The 16,147-nt window shown below is 34.0% G+C and carries 15 protein-coding genes; 6 read left to right on the top strand and 9 right to left on the bottom strand.

Annotated elements, in window-relative coordinates:
• Window positions 1–50 precede the first annotated feature (50 nt).
• Window positions 51–245, top strand: a complete 195-nt coding sequence (locus CELAL_RS08725; protein ID WP_013550540.1) for a cold-shock protein — start codon at window positions 51–53, stop codon at window positions 243–245.
• 60 nt (window positions 246–305) lie between these two features.
• Here the strand turns inward: CELAL_RS08725 and CELAL_RS08720 are convergent, their stop codons facing one another.
• A complete protein-coding gene (locus CELAL_RS08720) occupies window positions 306–755 on the bottom strand; it encodes a nucleoside deaminase (protein WP_013550539.1) in 450 nt (149 codons plus the stop codon).
• Window positions 756–917: 162 nt separating this feature from the next.
• On the opposite strand from CELAL_RS08720, the gene CELAL_RS08715 reads away from it, so the two are divergent.
• Together CELAL_RS08715 and CELAL_RS08710 are read left to right on the top strand one after the other, a co-directional pair.
• The gene (locus tag CELAL_RS08715) at window positions 918–2,699 is read left to right on the top strand and encodes a 1-deoxy-D-xylulose-5-phosphate synthase (protein WP_041557665.1); all 1,782 of its coding nucleotides are present in this window, start codon (window positions 918–920) and stop codon (window positions 2,697–2,699) included.
• Entirely contained in the window at window positions 2,686–3,792 is a 1,107-nt protein-coding gene (locus tag CELAL_RS08710) for a DUF3078 domain-containing protein (RefSeq protein WP_013550537.1), read from the top strand. The genes CELAL_RS08715 and CELAL_RS08710 overlap by 14 nt, the downstream gene beginning before the upstream one ends.
• A 6-nt stretch (window positions 3,793–3,798) precedes the next feature.
• Here CELAL_RS08710 and dgt read toward each other — a convergent pair whose 3' ends face one another.
• Entirely contained in the window at window positions 3,799–5,142 is a 1,344-nt protein-coding gene (gene dgt / locus CELAL_RS08705; protein ID WP_013550536.1) for a dGTP triphosphohydrolase, read from the bottom strand.
• 174 nt (window positions 5,143–5,316) lie between these two features.
• On the opposite strand from dgt, the gene CELAL_RS08700 reads away from it, so the two are divergent.
• Window positions 5,317–5,718 carry a carboxypeptidase-like regulatory domain-containing protein gene (locus tag CELAL_RS08700; RefSeq protein ID WP_013550535.1) on the top strand — a complete coding sequence of 134 codons (402 nt, stop codon included), beginning with the start codon at window positions 5,317–5,319 and terminating at the stop codon, window positions 5,716–5,718.
• Window positions 5,719–5,878: 160 nt separating this feature from the next.
• Entirely contained in the window at window positions 5,879–8,167 is a 2,289-nt protein-coding gene (locus CELAL_RS08695; protein ID WP_013550534.1) for an inorganic phosphate transporter, read from the top strand.
• Window positions 8,168–8,233: 66 nt separating this feature from the next.
• On the opposite strand, the gene CELAL_RS08690 is transcribed toward CELAL_RS08695, so the two are convergent.
• Window positions 8,234–10,729 (bottom strand): zinc-dependent metalloprotease, encoded by a 2,496-nt coding sequence (locus tag CELAL_RS08690; protein WP_041557663.1) that lies wholly within the window; start codon window positions 10,727–10,729, stop codon window positions 8,234–8,236.
• A 222-nt stretch (window positions 10,730–10,951) separates the two neighbouring features.
• Here CELAL_RS08690 and CELAL_RS08685 point away from each other — a divergent pair, with 222 nt between their 5' ends.
• The gene (locus CELAL_RS08685; protein ID WP_013550532.1) at window positions 10,952–11,353 is read left to right on the top strand and encodes a hypothetical protein; all 402 of its coding nucleotides are present in this window, start codon (window positions 10,952–10,954) and stop codon (window positions 11,351–11,353) included.
• Between the two features lies 1 nt (window position 11,354).
• Here CELAL_RS08685 and nadD read toward each other — a convergent pair whose 3' ends face one another.
• From nadD to CELAL_RS08655, 6 genes are all read right to left on the bottom strand, one after another.
• Window positions 11,355–11,945: a nicotinate (nicotinamide) nucleotide adenylyltransferase gene (gene nadD / locus CELAL_RS08680; RefSeq protein ID WP_013550531.1), complete on the bottom strand. Its 591-nt coding sequence runs from the start codon at window positions 11,943–11,945 to the stop codon at window positions 11,355–11,357.
• A gap of 1 nt (window position 11,946) precedes the next feature.
• A complete protein-coding gene (gene gmk / locus CELAL_RS08675; RefSeq protein ID WP_013550530.1) occupies window positions 11,947–12,531 on the bottom strand; it encodes a guanylate kinase in 585 nt (194 codons plus the stop codon).
• The gene (locus CELAL_RS08670; RefSeq protein ID WP_013550529.1) at window positions 12,531–13,388 is read right to left on the bottom strand and encodes a YicC/YloC family endoribonuclease; all 858 of its coding nucleotides are present in this window, start codon (window positions 13,386–13,388) and stop codon (window positions 12,531–12,533) included. Before CELAL_RS08670 ends, gmk begins: the two co-directional genes overlap by 1 nt.
• A 91-nt stretch (window positions 13,389–13,479) precedes the next feature.
• The gene (locus tag CELAL_RS08665) at window positions 13,480–14,286 is read right to left on the bottom strand and encodes a 3-keto-disaccharide hydrolase (protein WP_013550528.1); all 807 of its coding nucleotides are present in this window, start codon (window positions 14,284–14,286) and stop codon (window positions 13,480–13,482) included.
• 26 nt (window positions 14,287–14,312) lie between these two features.
• The gene (locus CELAL_RS08660) at window positions 14,313–15,068 is read right to left on the bottom strand and encodes a 3-keto-disaccharide hydrolase (protein WP_013550527.1); all 756 of its coding nucleotides are present in this window, start codon (window positions 15,066–15,068) and stop codon (window positions 14,313–14,315) included.
• A gap of 10 nt (window positions 15,069–15,078) precedes the next feature.
• Window positions 15,079–16,131: a sugar phosphate isomerase/epimerase family protein gene (locus CELAL_RS08655; protein WP_013550526.1), complete on the bottom strand. Its 1,053-nt coding sequence runs from the start codon at window positions 16,129–16,131 to the stop codon at window positions 15,079–15,081.
• Window positions 16,132–16,147: the final 16 nt, after the last annotated feature.

The following is a 16,147-nucleotide window of genomic DNA, read 5'->3' as shown; positions in this document are numbered from 1 at the left end:
TTCGTAAAATAGTATACATTTGCATATAATATTATTTTAATTTTATTCAAATGACTGGAACAGTAAAATTTTACAATGGATCTAAAGGCTACGGATTCATTACCAACGACAACACAGGAAAAGACATTTTTGTTCATGCAACCTCTTTAAATGGTGCGGAACTTAACGAAGGAGATCAAGTAGAATACGAAGAAGAGGATGGAGAAAAAGGTATAGTTGCTGCGCAAGTGCAAGTAATAGGCTAATTCTCAGTATTCTTTAAAAAATTAATAAGCTCTAAATTAAAAATTTAGAGCTTATTTTATTTAATTGAGATTTCGTTTTTGACTAAAGAAACGTTTTAACATAGCCGATGCCTCTGCTGCTAACACGCCTCCTACTATTTTAGTTTTGGGATGTAAAGTTGTACCCATAGCACCACAACCACGCTCTACATCTTTTGCTGCGTAAACAATTTTTGATATCTGACTCCAATACAAGGCACCAGCACACATTTGACAAGGCTCTAGCGTTACATATAAAGTACAATCTTTAAGGTATTTACCTCCTAAAAAATTAGCAGCTGCCGTAATTGCTTGCATCTCTGCATGCGCAGTAACATCATTTAATTGCTCTGTTAAATTATGTGCTCTTGCAATTATCCTATCTTGGATAACAATTATAGCCCCTACTGGAACCTCTCCTTTTTCAAAAGCCATAGCTGCTTCTTGCAAGGCTTTTTTCATATAATAAGTATCATCAAAAGGTAATATCATATACCAAAAGTATTAAAAGTTAATTGTTCTTGACTAATTTGAAATTAAAACCTTAAAAAAAAGAGAAAGATGTCAATTTTGAACATATAGTGCATAATTGAATGAAAATCTAACGGTAAGAATATTTCAAAATAAGTACTTTTGCTTGATTTTAGATTTCATATGAATAGCTCCATTTTACAACATATTAATTCTCCTGAAGAATTAAGAAAACTGTCTCTTGAACAGCTACCTAAACTTGCGCAAGAATTAAGAGAATTTATTATTGCCATCGTCGCTACAAAAGAAGGTCATTTAGGAGCTAGTCTAGGTGTAGTGGAACTAACGATTGCCTTACATTATGTTTTTAATACACCAATAGATAACCTTATTTGGGATGTAGGCCACCAAGCATACGGTCATAAAATACTAACAGGTAGAAAAGAAATTTTTGAAACCAACAGACAATTAAATGGTATCAGTGGTTTTCCTAAACGAAGTGAAAGTAAGTATGACACCTTTGGCACAGGTCATAGCTCTACCTCTATCTCTGCTATTCTTGGAATGGCACTTGCTGCAAAATTAGATGGTGCCTCAGAAAAAAACCATATCGCCGTTATAGGCGATGCTTCTATTGCCAGCGGAATGGCTTTTGAAGCACTAAACCATGCTGGAGCAACAGATGCTAATATTTTAATTATTCTAAATGATAATGCTATAGGAATTGATCCTAGTGTTGGAGCGCTAAAAAAATACCTGACTAACGTAAAAAAGGGAACAGCAAAAGATGAAAACATTTTTGAATGTTTAAATTTTGATTATACAGGACCAATAGACGGTCATGATATAGAATTGGTTATTTCAACTTTAGAAAAATTAAAAACTAAAAAAGGCCCAAAATTATTACACCTCATTACCACCAAAGGAAAAGGCCTAAAACAAGCAGAAGAAAACCAAGTAATCTATCATGCTCCTGGAAAATTTAATAAAGAAACAGGAGATTTACTTCCTAAGTCAAAAGAATTTCAACCTGCTAAGTATCAAGATGTATTTGGACACACCATTGTTGAATTAGCTAGACATAATAAAAAAATTATAGGCATAACTCCAGCAATGCCTACAGGAAGTTCCTTAAAATTTATGATGCAAGAATTTCCTGAAAGAGCCTTTGATGTTGGTATTGCAGAACAACATGCAGTTACCTTAGCAGCAGGGATGACTACGGAAGGTTACATGCCTTTTTGCACGATATATTCTACGTTCCTGCAACGAGCTTATGACCAAGTTATACATGATGTAGCCATACAAAACTTACCCGTAATCTTTTGTCTAGACAGAGCTGGTCTAGTAGGCCAAGATGGCGCCACACACCATGGATTATATGATATTGCCTATTTAAGGTGCATTCCTAATTTAATTCTTGCCGTTCCTATGAATGAACTAGAATTAAGAAATATGATGTATACTGCACAGTTAGGTTTAAATCACCCCATAGTTATAAGATACCCTAGAGGACGCGGTGTATTAAAAGAGTGGAAAGTTCCTTTTGAAAAAATAGAAATAGGAAAAGCCAAAAAACTCAAAAATGGAACGAAAATTGTGGTACTTTCTATAGGTCATATAGGCAACATGGTAACAGATGTGCTCCATGATATTGAACCTAATGAGAAGATAGGCCATTACAACATGCGATTTATAAAACCTTTAGACAGCACAGCATTAAAGCATATATTTGATTCTTACGATCATATTATAACTATAGAAGATGGTTGTAAAATTGGAGGTTTTGGAAGTGCTATTGTAGAATTTGCTAATGAATTATCCTACCATAAACCAATAACAGTTTTAGGTATTGATGATAAAATTATAGAACACGGAACAACCAAAGAGCTTCATCAAATTACTAAGATTGATGCTTTATCCTTTAAATTGAAAATCAACACCATACTTAATGCAACTAAATAGTCTGAAATTAACCGCTTTCTTATTCCTATTCTTGTGTGTATCTAAAATTAGTGCTCAGGACAGCATCCCTGAGCCTCAAGAAATAGATTCTATTGCTATAGACACAATTGTTATACGTTCATTTCAAAACCAAATTAAAAATATCCCTAGAGGTGCTAATTTAACCAATCCCGTAATATCATTTAAAAAGACAAAACCGCTAAAAAACAAATACCAAAGATTCAAAATTCCATCCTTTTGGGATATTGAAAATAAGATTGGTATGAATTTTAGTGAGGTGGCTTTTGTAAATTGGAATGCCGGTGGAAATAATTCTATTTCTGGGGCTGCAAATGCAAAATTTGTTAGAAACTATAAATTTAGGTACATACAATGGAATAATGACTTGGAAGTGCGCTATGGTTTAAATGCACAAGAAGATCGGGAATTAAGAAAAACAGAAGATGTTATTCGTTTCAGCTCTACCTTTGGCTATAGAAAAGATACCATTACCAATTGGTATTACTCCGTGAAAATGAATTTTAACACCCAATTTTCCAACGGGTACAAATACCCCGATACGGAAAGCCCTATTTCAACTTTTATGGCACCAGGCTATCTATTTCTAGGTGCTGGTACCTCATACATTCCTGAAGGCAAAAAATTTAACCTCTACATATCTCCCGTTACTCAAAAAGCTACTTTTGTTCTAGATCAAGCCCTAGCAAATAATGGATCATTTGGTGTAAAAAAAGCAGTTAAAGATGCAGAAGGCAATATTCTCGAGAAAGGTCAAAATGTATACATGGAACTTGGTTTTTTAATCACCAACACTTGGGAAAAAGAGATTATGACCAATGTATTTATGAACCACAGAATAAGTTTATACACCGATTACCTGAATAGTCTTGGAAATATTGATGTAGATTGGGAACTTAATTTTAACCTGAAAGTTAACAAATATATTACGAGTACTATAGGTACTCAAGTAATTTTTGATGATGATATCTTATTTGATGAAGTTACGGATGACGATGGTAATATTACTCAAAAAGGAGTACCCAAAATTCAGTTTAAACAAATTTTGGGTGTAGGTCTTTCCTATGACTTTTAAAGTGTTTTATAATTGTTTCCCCATAATTTTATTGTGAATATGGACTGCCGCGCTGTCCGATAGACTCGCTACATAACAACATGTGTTTAATAAAATGTCATATGCAGAGCCATCCGTAATTTTATAATTTCCTGGTAGCGTTTTTATTAAAAGCTTGTCATAATTAGAAGCTATACCTTCCTTTTTATTCATTAAAGCCTTAGTGTATACGTTGAGTATATCTGAGATAATTTTATATCCCGCTATCTCTTTTTCAACAACCTCTTGAGATTGATAAATTTTATCAATACTAATTTTTATAATATCATCAATTTGCGCTTTATAATCACTTTTATCTAACAAAGCCACATGAAACTCCCCAGCCAAAATAGCAGTTTCATTTTCAACAAAGATCCGCACCGCATCGGTAATAAGGGTGTTAATCGCCAGGGCTCTTAAATAACTTAAGCGGTCTTCCCTATGTGCCATAGAAGTATACTTCTTGGTATTAATGCTATTTTTGACCAGCTTTATTAAATACTCTAAAGCAAATTCTTCAGAAATTAAGCCTAAATTAATTCCGTCTTCAAAATCTATTATGGTATAACAAATATCATCTGCAGCTTCTACTAAAAAAGTTAAAGGATGTCTTGAATAACTAACTGACGCTCCTGCACTTGTTTGAACTAACCCTAACTCTTGTGCAACTTGGATAAACTCCTTTTTATCAGATTGAAAAAAACCAAATTTCTTATCGGCAATATGCTTTGTTGGACTTTTGGGAAGTGATTCTTTAGGATATTTCATAAAAGCGCCTAACGTACTATAACTTAACCGGAGTCCGCCTTCTACTCCTTGCCTAGAAGCAGTTAACAATCGAAATCCATTAGCGTTTCCTTCAAAATCTATTATATCTTGATATTCTTTATCAGAAAGCTTGTCTTTATAATGCAAACCGCCACCTGTTTTAAAAAACTCTCCGATTGCTTTTTCTCCGCTATGACCAAAAGGTGGGTTTCCAATATCATGAGATAATGCCGCAGCAGCAACTATAGCACCAAAATCATTCATTTGATATCCATGAACTTCACTTAAATAAGGATGCTTTTCAAGAATTTTTTTTCCGGCTATACGCCCCAAACTTCTACCAACAACAGAAACTTCTAGACTATGGGTAAGTCTTGTGTGCACAAAGTCTGTTTTAGAAAGAGGTATTACTTGGGTTTTATCTTGTAGCGACCTAAAGGCAGAAGAAAATATGATTCTATCATAATCTACCTCAAACCCTAATCGTGTTTCATCTTGTTCTTTTCGTAATCTTTTATGATTATCCCCTTGTCGTTTCAATGAAAGTAACTGCTCCCAGTTCATAAGCATCATAATTTTGTGCAAGATACATTTTTTTAAAAGTAAGCAAGCTTACAAATCGTATGGTTTCGAACCAGAAACATAACCTACTGGAAATATATTTTTAACCTGAAGATAACTTTAAGTTTACATTCTGTCTTTTAATTTGCATTGCAATTTAAAAGCATTTAATCAGCGATGAATAAAGCAGTTAGTATTATACTTTTCTTTTTTACGGTAGTTACCTTTTCACAGAATACGGGAACAATTATGGGTACTGTTTCTGATATTGAATTAGAAAATGAGTCATTATTATTTGCTGCTGTCCAAATTAAGGACACTCCTAGTGTCGCTCAAACAAATTTTCATGGAAATTATGAATTTGAAAACATTACTCCTGGAGATTATATTTTAGTTTTTAGTTTTCTTGGGTATGAAACCAAAGAAATAGCCGTTACCGTAAAGGACAATGAAATTACCAAAATTAATGGTGCATTAAAATCCAGAACTATAGCAATAGATTTACTTTCTGATGAAAGCATTGTGACCACGGAAAAACCAAAAAGCACAATTTCTAGAAGAAGTTCTTCTTTAAAATAAGCCCCTAAACGATTAGTTTCTGAATTTTGGACGACATTTAGGGCATTACAAATCGAATTTGCATAATTTAGCTCTAAATAAGGTAGGTCTTATATCATAACCTTATATTAACTTTAATACCAGATATTAATGGCATTTTTGCCGTTAGATACACGAATTAATGGGTGAAAATATATATTTATTCATGATTGTTGCCCTAGCGGTATTAGCAATCACGGATTTAGTAGTTGGCGTTAGTAATGATGCTGTTAATTTTTTGAATTCAGCAATTGGTTCAAAAGCAGTCTCTTTTAGAACAATTATGATTGTTGCCAGTGTTGGTATTGCTCTCGGAGCGGTATCATCAAGTGGTATGATGGATATTGCAAAAACAGGTATCTTTAACCCAAATAACTTTGTTTTCTCAGAAGTCATGATCATTTTCATGGCGGTCATGATTACAGATATTTTACTTTTAGATTTTTTCAACACGCTAGGCATGCCTACCTCAACAACGGTTTCCATTGTTTTTGAGTTATTAGGTGCTGCAGTTGCTATTTCTATTTTAAAAATACTTGACTCTGATGGTAGTCTCTCTACTTTAGGAGAATATATCAACACAGATAAAGCTACTGAAATAATTATAGGGATCTTATTATCTGTAGTCATTGCATTTACAATAGGAGCTATTGTTCAGTTTTTCTCTCGCTTGTTGATTACTTTTAAATTTGAAAAACAAGCAAAATGGGTAAGCGCAATTTTCGGAGGATTTGCAATTACTGCAATCATTTATTTCATTATTGTGAAAGGATTAAAGAGCGCTTCTATACTAGAAGGCCCTGTATCTGAATTTATTGCAACACAGACCAATTTATTTATTCTCTTAAATTTTATCTTTTGGAGTTTACTATCCCTTTTACTTACAAGCGTTTTTAAAACCAATATCTATAAATTAATCATTCTTCTAGGAACTTTTGCCTTAGCAATGGCTTTTGCTGGTAATGACTTAGTAAATTTTATTGGTGTACCTATTGCAGCATTACAATCCTATTTAGATTGGAGTACTTCAGGCATTGAAGCAACTCAATATAATATGTCTGGCTTAACCAATGCAGTAAAAATGCCTATTTTACTTCTATTGCTATCCGGCGTAATTATGGTTTTAACCATTTGGTTTTCTTCTAAAGCTAAAAATGTAGTTAAAACAAGTGTAGATTTATCTAGACAGGATGAGGGTGAAGAACGTTTTGAACCTAATTTTTTATCGCGACAAATTGTACGTTTTGCTGTAAAAGCCTCTGAATCTTCTTCTTCTTTGTTACCAAATAGCCTACAGGAACGCATAAATTCTCGTTTTGAGAAATTAGCGCCATCTGTTTTAAAGGTAAAAGAGCAAGACAAACCTGCTTTTGATTTAGTAAGAGCAGCTGTAAACCTTATGGTTGCGAGTATATTAATATCTCTTGCCACATCAATGAAATTACCACTATCTACTACGTATGTAACTTTCATGGTTGCTATGGGCTCTTCTTTAGCAGATAAAGCATGGGGTGCAGAAAGTGCTGTATATAGAGTAGCAGGTGTTTTAAATGTTATTGGCGGATGGTTCTTTACTGCTATCATTGCTTTTGTAGCTTCTGCAATCATTGCCATATGTATTAACTACGGTGGTATATTCGCTATAGGCGTTTTCTTAACCTTAGCTTTTCTAATGATTTTTAGAAATTACTTTAAGCAAAGTAAAAAAGCACAAGAAATAAAAGCAGAAGATACGCTTAGAAAATCTGAAAGTAGCTCCATACAAGGTGTTATTGAAGAAAGTGCAAATAACATATCCAATGTTGTTAGACGAAGCAACAAAATATACACTATAGCCATTGATGGATTAGCACGTCAAGACTTAGACTCTTTAAAAAAGAATAAAAAACAAGTAAATAAACTATCTGCAGAGATTGACGAATTACGGGATAATATCTTTTATTTCATTAAAAACCTAGATGAGGCCAGTGTTGGGGCTAGTAATTTTTACATTAGCATACTAGGGTATCTACAAGATATGGGGCAGTCTTTAGAATATATAAGTAAAGTAAGTCACAAACACATTCACAACAATCATAAGAAGCTTAAATACAATCAAATTAAAGAATTAAAAGAGATTGATTCAAAATTAGAAAGTGTTTTTAACGCTACAAAAATTGCCTTTGAAACCAGATCTTTTGAAAAGATAGGAAACATTATAAAAAATAAGAATGAAGCCTTTGATTTAGTATCTCAAAAAATAGAGAAACAAGTTGAAAGAACTAGAACAGAAGAATCTAGTCCTAAAAACACTACGTTATACTTTTCATTATTACAAGAGACCAAAGACTTACTAACGGCTTTAATGAATCTTTTAGAGCTGTACTATAACGAACATGATAGCTCTGTAGAACCTGCTAAGGTTGATTTATCACATCAAAATAACAAATAAGAATCATCTGGATTTTTAGAAGGCTTAAAAAAAGGGAGAAATTAATTATAATTTCTCCCTTTCTATTTACTTTCCAGCTGTTGTATTTAAGAACTCATCTATACGCGCAATAGCATCATCATAATGATACTGTGTTACTGTATTTACGCCAGAGTTTCTGGCTTTTTTAAGTCGAGAGCGCAAACTAGCTAGCTCTCCTCTCACTAAAGGTCTTACATCTGACAGCGCAACATCATAGCTTATAGCACCTTCAAACCCTGAGCTACCAGGGCGTCTTTCCGCGGCTTCTTCTTTAAGTAAATACCCCATTCTATCTATATAAGAGCGTTGTAAGTTTCTTCTATAGATAGCTACGTTTTTAGCTCTATTCGCTTCGCTCCAAATACCCGAGCGTAAATCTTTCAACATTTCTAAAGCACTGTAATAATTTGTATCTGTAGTTTCTGCATCAATTAGCCTACCTATTCGCTCAAAACTCAATAGTGAATTTAGGTGTCTTTCTTGCAATTTTCTTACTTTTTCAAAATATCCAGCATGATCAATATTCTGAAGAATATTTTTATCGATTAACCATTCTGGAGTATCAAAAATATTCTTTTGCAACCATTGCATGGATGCTTTTTGAGATTTTTCGTCAAGATGTGTATAAATAAATCCGCCTTGTTCTGGTGTTTTTAAATCTTCAAAAACACCACCGATATTGGTCACCACATGACCAACATAACGGCTATAAACACCTAATAATTCTCCATACAACTCTTCTAAATCGTCATAATTATTAGTTTTATCAGAGGTCCATGCTGGCAAATTAGCGGCTACATATTTTAAATTTTTTAAACCATAAGTGCTCGCTGCAATAGGATCATCACCCACCCCTTCGGTTTGTGATTGCGGATCAAAAGTACTTGACTGCCTTCCAAATTTGTATTTAGGATCATTCGCTTTTTCTAAAATCCACTTATTTAATGTAGGCACCTCTTCTTCTGCAGTGTTGGCTGCAGCAATATAACGATAACCCCAATTCGTAGCATAGTGATCATAAGGCCCCATTTGGCGAATAAAGCGAACATTTTTATCACCTGGTTGAGCAACATAGTTATACCGCGTATAATCCATTAAACTTGCCGCCAACCCAAACTCTTGCGTAAACGCACCATCTCTTAAAGAAGCTACAGGATAGGCATAACTAGCCGCCATATTATGAGGAAAACCTAAGGCATGACCAACCTCATGTGCAATAACCATACGCATCATTTCTCCTATTTCTTCAGCTGGAGTATCTAAAGTACGTGCTGATGGATTAGCCGCTCCTGTTTCTAATAAATAACGGTTTCTATAACTTCTTAAGTGATTGTGATACCAAATAATATCACTCTCTATAATTTCTCCACTTCTTGGATCGGACACACTAGGGCCAACCGCATTCCGAGTCGTACTAGCGACATAACGCACTACAGAATACCGAATATCTTCAGGACTAAATTCAGGATCTTCTTCTGGTGTAGGTGCATCTTTCGCTATAATAGCATTTTTAAATCCTGCTGCCTCGAAGGGTTTTTGCCAGTCCTCTATACCTTGTTTCATATAAGCCTTTAAATTCTCGGGAGTACCAGGATCTAAATAATAAACAATTGGCTTAATGGGCTCCACCAATTCCCCACGAGCATAAGCTTCAAGATCTTTTGGCACTAACCTCCAACGTCTGATATATGTTTTCTTATCTGCCTTTAACGCCATACTACCATAGTCATTCTGACTTACCGTAAAAAAGCCCACTCTAGGATCATACAACCTTGGCTGCATAGGAATTTCTGGCAAAAGAATCATAGATTGATTCATTTGCAGACTAATAGATTCTGATTTAGATTGTGTTGGCGGCTCTGAAGCAACATAGGTAAAGTCTTGCTTAACTTCTATGTTTTCAGGAAAACTCTTTATACTATTCACAAAACTCCTAGTAGCATCTAACTTTTTTACTTTATATTCTTTTCGTAACCTACTTGACAACCCACTTATCGCAGGCACATCTTCAGAAAAAAACTTCGTCACATTAATCACTACAGCAGTTGAGTCCGCATTAAAGGCTTTAATATCGAAAGCATATAAGGTTGGTTCAAAATTATTAACCTCAACAGACTTAGCAATTGCTTTTGTACTCGGAGCTGTATTAGAAAAAGACCTGATTTTTAGAAGTATTTTATCTTGAAAACGCACCCAATGTACTACTTGCTCATTGGTTTTAGAACCTGCATTCATATAACCACCTCCCAAGCCCTCTTGAATTTGAGCAACTCTACTTACCCAAAGCATATCTTTATTTAAGACCTTAAATGGTATTTCATAGAAGTACTCCTTTTTTACGTGATGTGTTTTAAACAAACCATCATCTGTTGTTGCATCTTTAGTGATTACAGCAGTATACGCTTTGATTGCATCTTTGTCTTTTGGAGTGGCTAGTACTGCAGCAGCTGCTTTAGATTTTTTATTTTTCTTCTTTTGCGCTTGTACACTTTCAATAGAAACAATGGAAAGGCACATAAATAGTAGTAGTAGTTTTTTCATGTAAAGGCTTAGATTATAACTTCCTAAAGTAGAAAAACAAAGAGCAATAGTAAAGCTTTTTAAAAAACCTTAACATTTTTTCACCTTAAATAACTCAAGAGTAGACTAAAGCTAAATTCACTGCAAATAATGCATACTATACAGCATTTTGTCTAGAACATACAATTTAACTAGCCTTATAGATACATTTTCATTAACTTAAAATGAGTTAATATACTACCTATGACATCTCATTTAAATAGAAAACTTATAAAGAGATACCAACTTTCTGTTGGGGTGGTATATATTTATGAAAACTATGCAATCTCTGAGATCAATGAAGGCATTGCGCTCTCCTATGAGAACGCCAAAGAGTTATTAGAGCTAGGAAAGGCTCATTATGGAAAACATACTCCGTTTGTCTTTATATCCAATCGAAAAAATTCTTATTCTTTTAATCCCACATCGCATTTTAAAACAATACCTGTATTCCCTAATCTAAAAGGTTTTGCCGTTGTAGTTTATGATAGTATGAATAAAGAAATTGCAGAAATGGAACAGTCCTTCGTGAACAAACCTGTAAATATTTTTGATAATTTAGACGAAGCTATAATTTGGGTAGAAAAGTTAATAGTTTCAGATTAGGTTAGTTCCTATAAAAATTCATTTCATCCATATATTTCCAAACTTCCGGAGGTAACATTGGCTTAATATTTTTGCCTTCCTTATGTTTCTTGCGAATAAATGTAGATGAAATTTCCATAATTGGTGCATCATCAACCCTAAATATTTTAGGATGGCTCAAAAACTGATGCGCTATTTTTCCGTCCGAAATTCGAGGATATACATGAATAGAATAATTTTCAAGTATAACCTCGTAATTCTTCCACTTGTGAAAACTTTTAAGGTTATCTTCTCCCATAATCAGAGAAAAATCATATCCATTAGGATATTTTTCCGAAAGATAGGCTAAGGTGGTTACTGTATAATTTGGTTGCGGAAGATTAAACTCAATCCTACTTGGTTTTAATTTATCATAAGCCTCTGTAGCTTCTAAAACCATTTGATATCTATGTTGATTATCTAATAGTGATTTCTTTGTCTTAAATGGACTTTGTGGTGTTATAACAAACCAAACCTCATCAAGATCTGAAAACTCTACCATATGATTACCTATGATTAAATGGCCACTATGTATTGGATTGAATGTCCCGAAATATAAACCAACTTTTTTCAAATTACGATTCCTTTTTAGATGCTAAAAATTCTTGTACCAATTTATAGGATTCATCTAAAGCAGTATCTAAATCGTAATTTTTAATGATTCTATCAAACTGTGGTGCAGTTGCTAATTCTACAGAAGCTTTAGCTATACGCATGTTTATTTTATCATCACTTTCTGTACTGCGTTTTTTTAATCTTATTTTAAGTTCATCTACACTCGGCGGTTTTACAAATACCGCTAAAGTTTGCTCCGGGAACTTCTTTTTTATTCTTAAACCTCCAACAACATCAATATCAAAAATTACATTTTTACCTTCTGCCCATAAACGTTCTACTTCCGTCTTAAGCGTTCCATAAAAATTATCCCTGTATACCTCTTCCCATTCTAAAAAGTCATCATTTTTAATATGTCTCTTAAATTCTGAAAGTGAAATAAAATAATAATGCTCTCCGTTTTTTTCTTTTCCTCTTCTTGGTCTAGACGTTGCAGAAATTGAAAAAGCGAGGTTTAAATCGTTTTTCTCTAACAAATGCCTGACGATTGTTGTTTTCCCACTTCCAGAAGGTGCAGAAAATATAATAAGCTTTCCACCTTTCATTATAATACGTTTAACATTTGTTCTTTAATCTTTTCTAACTCATCTTTCATTTGCACTACAACTTGCTGCAATGGAGCAAAATTGGCTTTAGAACCAATAGTATTTACTTCTCTTCCTATTTCTTGGCAAATAAATCCTAATTTTCTTCCATTAGAATCTACTGACTTCAAGGTCGTCAAGAAATAATCTAAATGATTATTTAAACGTACTTTTTCTTCTGTTATATCGTATTTCTCTAGATAATAGATCAATTCTTGCTCAAACCTATTCTTATCTAAGTTTACGGAAAGGTCTGCAACTGCTTTTTCTAAACGCTCACGAATAGTACTTAAACGATCAATATCTAATTTTTCTACTTCGGTAAGTAAATTTTTTATCGTTGTAACTCTACTTACAAAATCATCATCTAAAACCTGACCTTCTTCCGATCTAAATTTGTTGATCTCTTCTAGCGCAACAACTAAAGTTTCTTCTATGGCAACAAATTCTTTTGCGTCAATATCTTCACGCTCCGTCTTCATTGCATCCGGCATTCTAATTGCCATCTCTAATAAGCGAGCATCTTCCACATTAGCAATAGCGCTAAGTTGCTTCATATATTGACGTAACACAACTTCGTTAATTACGGATGAAGTTTCATCGCCCGTATTTTCAATATACAAGCTAAAATCAATCTTACCTCTAACTAAAGCAGTAGCTATCGTTTTTCTTAATTGTAGTTCTTTTTCTTTATAAGAAGATGGTATTCTCGCATTTAAATCTAAACTCTTACTGTTTAAAGATTTAATTTCGATGGTTATTTTTTTACTAGGAAGCTGTATCACATGCTTCCCAAAACCCGTCATAGACTGAATCATAAATAGCTATTAATTTAGGCAAAGGTAATTAAAAAATCACCTTTACTTATTTTCACTTCATCGCAAACTTAGAATCTGCAAATAAAAGGTGTTATTTTAACGCTCTTACCCATATGTTTCTAAAGCTAACACCACTATCATCCCCATGATCTTGAAGAATTATAGGAGCTTTACCATGCGCTTCATTTTTAGGCCAACCAATATAAGGTGTGGTACCTTTTATCGCTACATGGTCCTGCACTAAAATACCATTATGCAAAACCGTAATAGTAGCAGCAGTAGTCTTTTGCCCTTTTTTATTAAATTCTGGTGCATGATAAATAATATCATACGTATTCCATTCCCCACTAGGCACAGAAGCTTTTGCTAAAGGAATATGTTGCTTGTAAATTGATGCTACTTGACCATTTACATAGGTATCATTATCATTATTATCTAAAATTTGAACCTCGTAACGGCCTTGAAGAAAAATACCACTATTAGCTCTACTTTGGTTGTCTCCTTTCACCACTGCAGGAGATTTCCATTCTAAATGCAATTGAATATCTCCGAACTCTTGGACAGTCCTAATATCTCCTGCCTTATTTTTTACGGTAAAACTACCATCGGTATTAATAATCCAATCTGCTGGTTTATTCTCGTTGTTAACACTAACCCATTCATTAAGGCTATTGTTATTAAACAATACAATAGCATCACTAGGCACACCATTATTTTGCGCAGGTTTTACCACAGGAGGAACAGGTGCATAAAATTCAGTCTGTTCCGGCGTAGTTGGTTCCTCCCCTGAATATTCATCATACGTAATCACAGTAGGCTCTTCTGTTGTTTTAACTTCTTTAGTTTGTGCATTACAAGAAAAGAAAGTAAGCAACGTAACCATATAAAAATATTTCATTGGTACTGACATTAAGTTGAGTGTTTTTAAAGTTGTTTGATTTTTATATTTCGATAAGACACGCCATCTCCATGATCTTGCAAACCAATTTTACCTGTGGTATACTTACCAAAATGTTCCCAATCTGCAAATTTCGATGTTGCGACCATCTTACTCCACTCCGGATCATTTACAGGAAATTCTACAACCATGGTGCCGTTAAGCATTACACTACCTGTATTGGTTTTATGATTAATAGTAATTTCACACGTATTCCATTCTCCAACTGGATTTGTAACATCTTCTGACGGTGCAATCATATCATACAATGCACCTGCTTGATGTGTTGTTCCTGCTTTAGCATCAGGATGTTTTGTATTATCTAAAACTTGTATTTCTGGCCCTGTTTGGTAGGCTTCTGTAAGTGTAGAATCTTCTTTTACACCCCAAAAAATACCACTATTACCTGCTTCTGCTATTTTCCATTCTAAGGATAGTACAAAATCTGTGTATTCCTCTTTGGTCACTAAGTTGTAAGCATCGCCAGAATTTCTTTCTTCTGGGGGATAAAATACCATGGCACCATCTTCTATTTTCCATTGGCTAGAAACCCCATCTTTTGCGTATTCTTTCCATTGGTTAAAATTAGCTCCATCAAAAAGCACTACCCATTCATTGGCTAACTCCATTTCTTTTGCGGTAGGATTTTCTGTTGTTTCTTCATTTAAATCAGGTGTTTTTTTACCCTCATCTTTACAACTGATAAAAAATGCCAGAAAGGCAATTAGTATAATTTTGTTCATCATTTAAAAATTAAATTCCTAAAATTTTCTTTAACACCTCTTTATCAATCTTTGACCCAGCAAAATCATCAAATGTTTTCTCTGTAGCCTCAATAATATGATCTTGAATAAATTTAACCCCTTCTCTTGCACCTTGTTCCGGACTTTTTATGCAACATTCCCATTCCATAACTGCCCAAACATCACAACCGTACTGTGTTAGTTTAGAAAAAATTGTTTTAAAATCTATCTGGCCATCTCCTAAAGATCTATAACGCCCTGCTCTATCTCCCCAATCATTATAGCCCCCAAAAGCACCTTTTTTTCCTGTTGGGTTAAACTCAGAATCTTTTACGTGGAATGATTTAATAAATTCATGGTAATGATCTATATAAGTGATATAGTCTAACTGTTGCAAAACAAAATGACTAGGATCATAAAGGATATTTACGCGCTTATGATTATTCGTTGCTTTTAAGAAACGTTCAAAAGTATCGCCATCATGCAAATCTTCTCCAGGGTGTATTTCATAACACACATCAACCCCTTGTTCATCAAAATGATTTAAAATTGGCATCCAACGCTTTGCTAATTCTTCAAAACCCATTTCTACTAAACCAGCAGGTCGTTGCGGCCATGGGTGCATTGTATGCCAAAGCAAAGCTCCAGAAAAAGTAGCATGGGTATTTAAACCTAAGCGTCTACTTGCCGTAGCTGCTTTTTTTACTGTTTCTACAGCCCATTCCGTACGTGCTTTAGGGTTGTTTTTTACTTTATCTGGTGCAAAATTATCAAACATTAAATCATAAGCTGGATTTACAGCAACCAACTGCCCTTGTAAATGCGTTGAAAGCTCGGTGATCTCTAATCCGTACGAATTAACTTTACCTTTAAGTTCATCACAATAGGTTTGACTTTCTGCAGCCTTATCTAAATCTATTAAAAAATCTACCCAAGTAGGAATTTGAATTCCTTTATATCCTAAATCTGAAGCCCATTTACACATTCCGTCTAGAGAATTGAATGGTGCTTTACTGTCTACAAATTGTGCTAAAAAAACTGCAGGTCCTTTTATTGTTTTCATCTTTATTTTATTAAAT

Source organism: Cellulophaga algicola DSM 14237, assembly GCF_000186265.1.
Lineage (GTDB): Bacteria > Bacteroidota > Bacteroidia > Flavobacteriales > Flavobacteriaceae > Cellulophaga > Cellulophaga algicola.
This window is presented reverse-complemented; position numbering and strand designations above follow the sequence as displayed.

What these genes read in the sequence shown, in the direction of transcription:
- CELAL_RS08725 (WP_013550540.1), top strand. Translation starts at nt 51, where the DNA reads ATGACTGGAACAGTAAAATTTTACAATGGATCTAAAGGCTACGGATTC.
- CELAL_RS08720 (WP_013550539.1), bottom strand. Translation starts at nt 755, where the DNA reads ATGATATTACCTTTTGATGATACTTATTATATGAAAAAAGCCTTGCAA.
- CELAL_RS08715 (WP_041557665.1), top strand. Translation starts at nt 918, where the DNA reads ATGAATAGCTCCATTTTACAACATATTAATTCTCCTGAAGAATTAAGA.
- CELAL_RS08710 (WP_013550537.1), top strand. Translation starts at nt 2,686, where the DNA reads ATGCAACTAAATAGTCTGAAATTAACCGCTTTCTTATTCCTATTCTTG.
- dgt (WP_013550536.1), bottom strand. Translation starts at nt 5,142, where the DNA reads ATGAACTGGGAGCAGTTACTTTCATTGAAACGACAAGGGGATAATCAT.
- CELAL_RS08700 (WP_013550535.1), top strand. Translation starts at nt 5,317, where the DNA reads ATGAATAAAGCAGTTAGTATTATACTTTTCTTTTTTACGGTAGTTACC.
- CELAL_RS08695 (WP_013550534.1), top strand. Translation starts at nt 5,879, where the DNA reads ATGGGTGAAAATATATATTTATTCATGATTGTTGCCCTAGCGGTATTA.
- CELAL_RS08690 (WP_041557663.1), bottom strand. Translation starts at nt 10,729, where the DNA reads ATGAAAAAACTACTACTACTATTTATGTGCCTTTCCATTGTTTCTATT.
- CELAL_RS08685 (WP_013550532.1), top strand. Translation starts at nt 10,952, where the DNA reads ATGACATCTCATTTAAATAGAAAACTTATAAAGAGATACCAACTTTCT.
- gmk (WP_013550530.1), bottom strand. Translation starts at nt 12,531, where the DNA reads ATGAAAGGTGGAAAGCTTATTATATTTTCTGCACCTTCTGGAAGTGGG.
- CELAL_RS08670 (WP_013550529.1), bottom strand. Translation starts at nt 13,388, where the DNA reads ATGATTCAGTCTATGACGGGTTTTGGGAAGCATGTGATACAGCTTCCT.
- CELAL_RS08665 (WP_013550528.1), bottom strand. Translation starts at nt 14,286, where the DNA reads ATGAAATATTTTTATATGGTTACGTTGCTTACTTTCTTTTCTTGTAAT.
- CELAL_RS08660 (WP_013550527.1), bottom strand. Translation starts at nt 15,068, where the DNA reads ATGAACAAAATTATACTAATTGCCTTTCTGGCATTTTTTATCAGTTGT.
- CELAL_RS08655 (WP_013550526.1), bottom strand. Translation starts at nt 16,131, where the DNA reads ATGAAAACAATAAAAGGACCTGCAGTTTTTTTAGCACAATTTGTAGAC.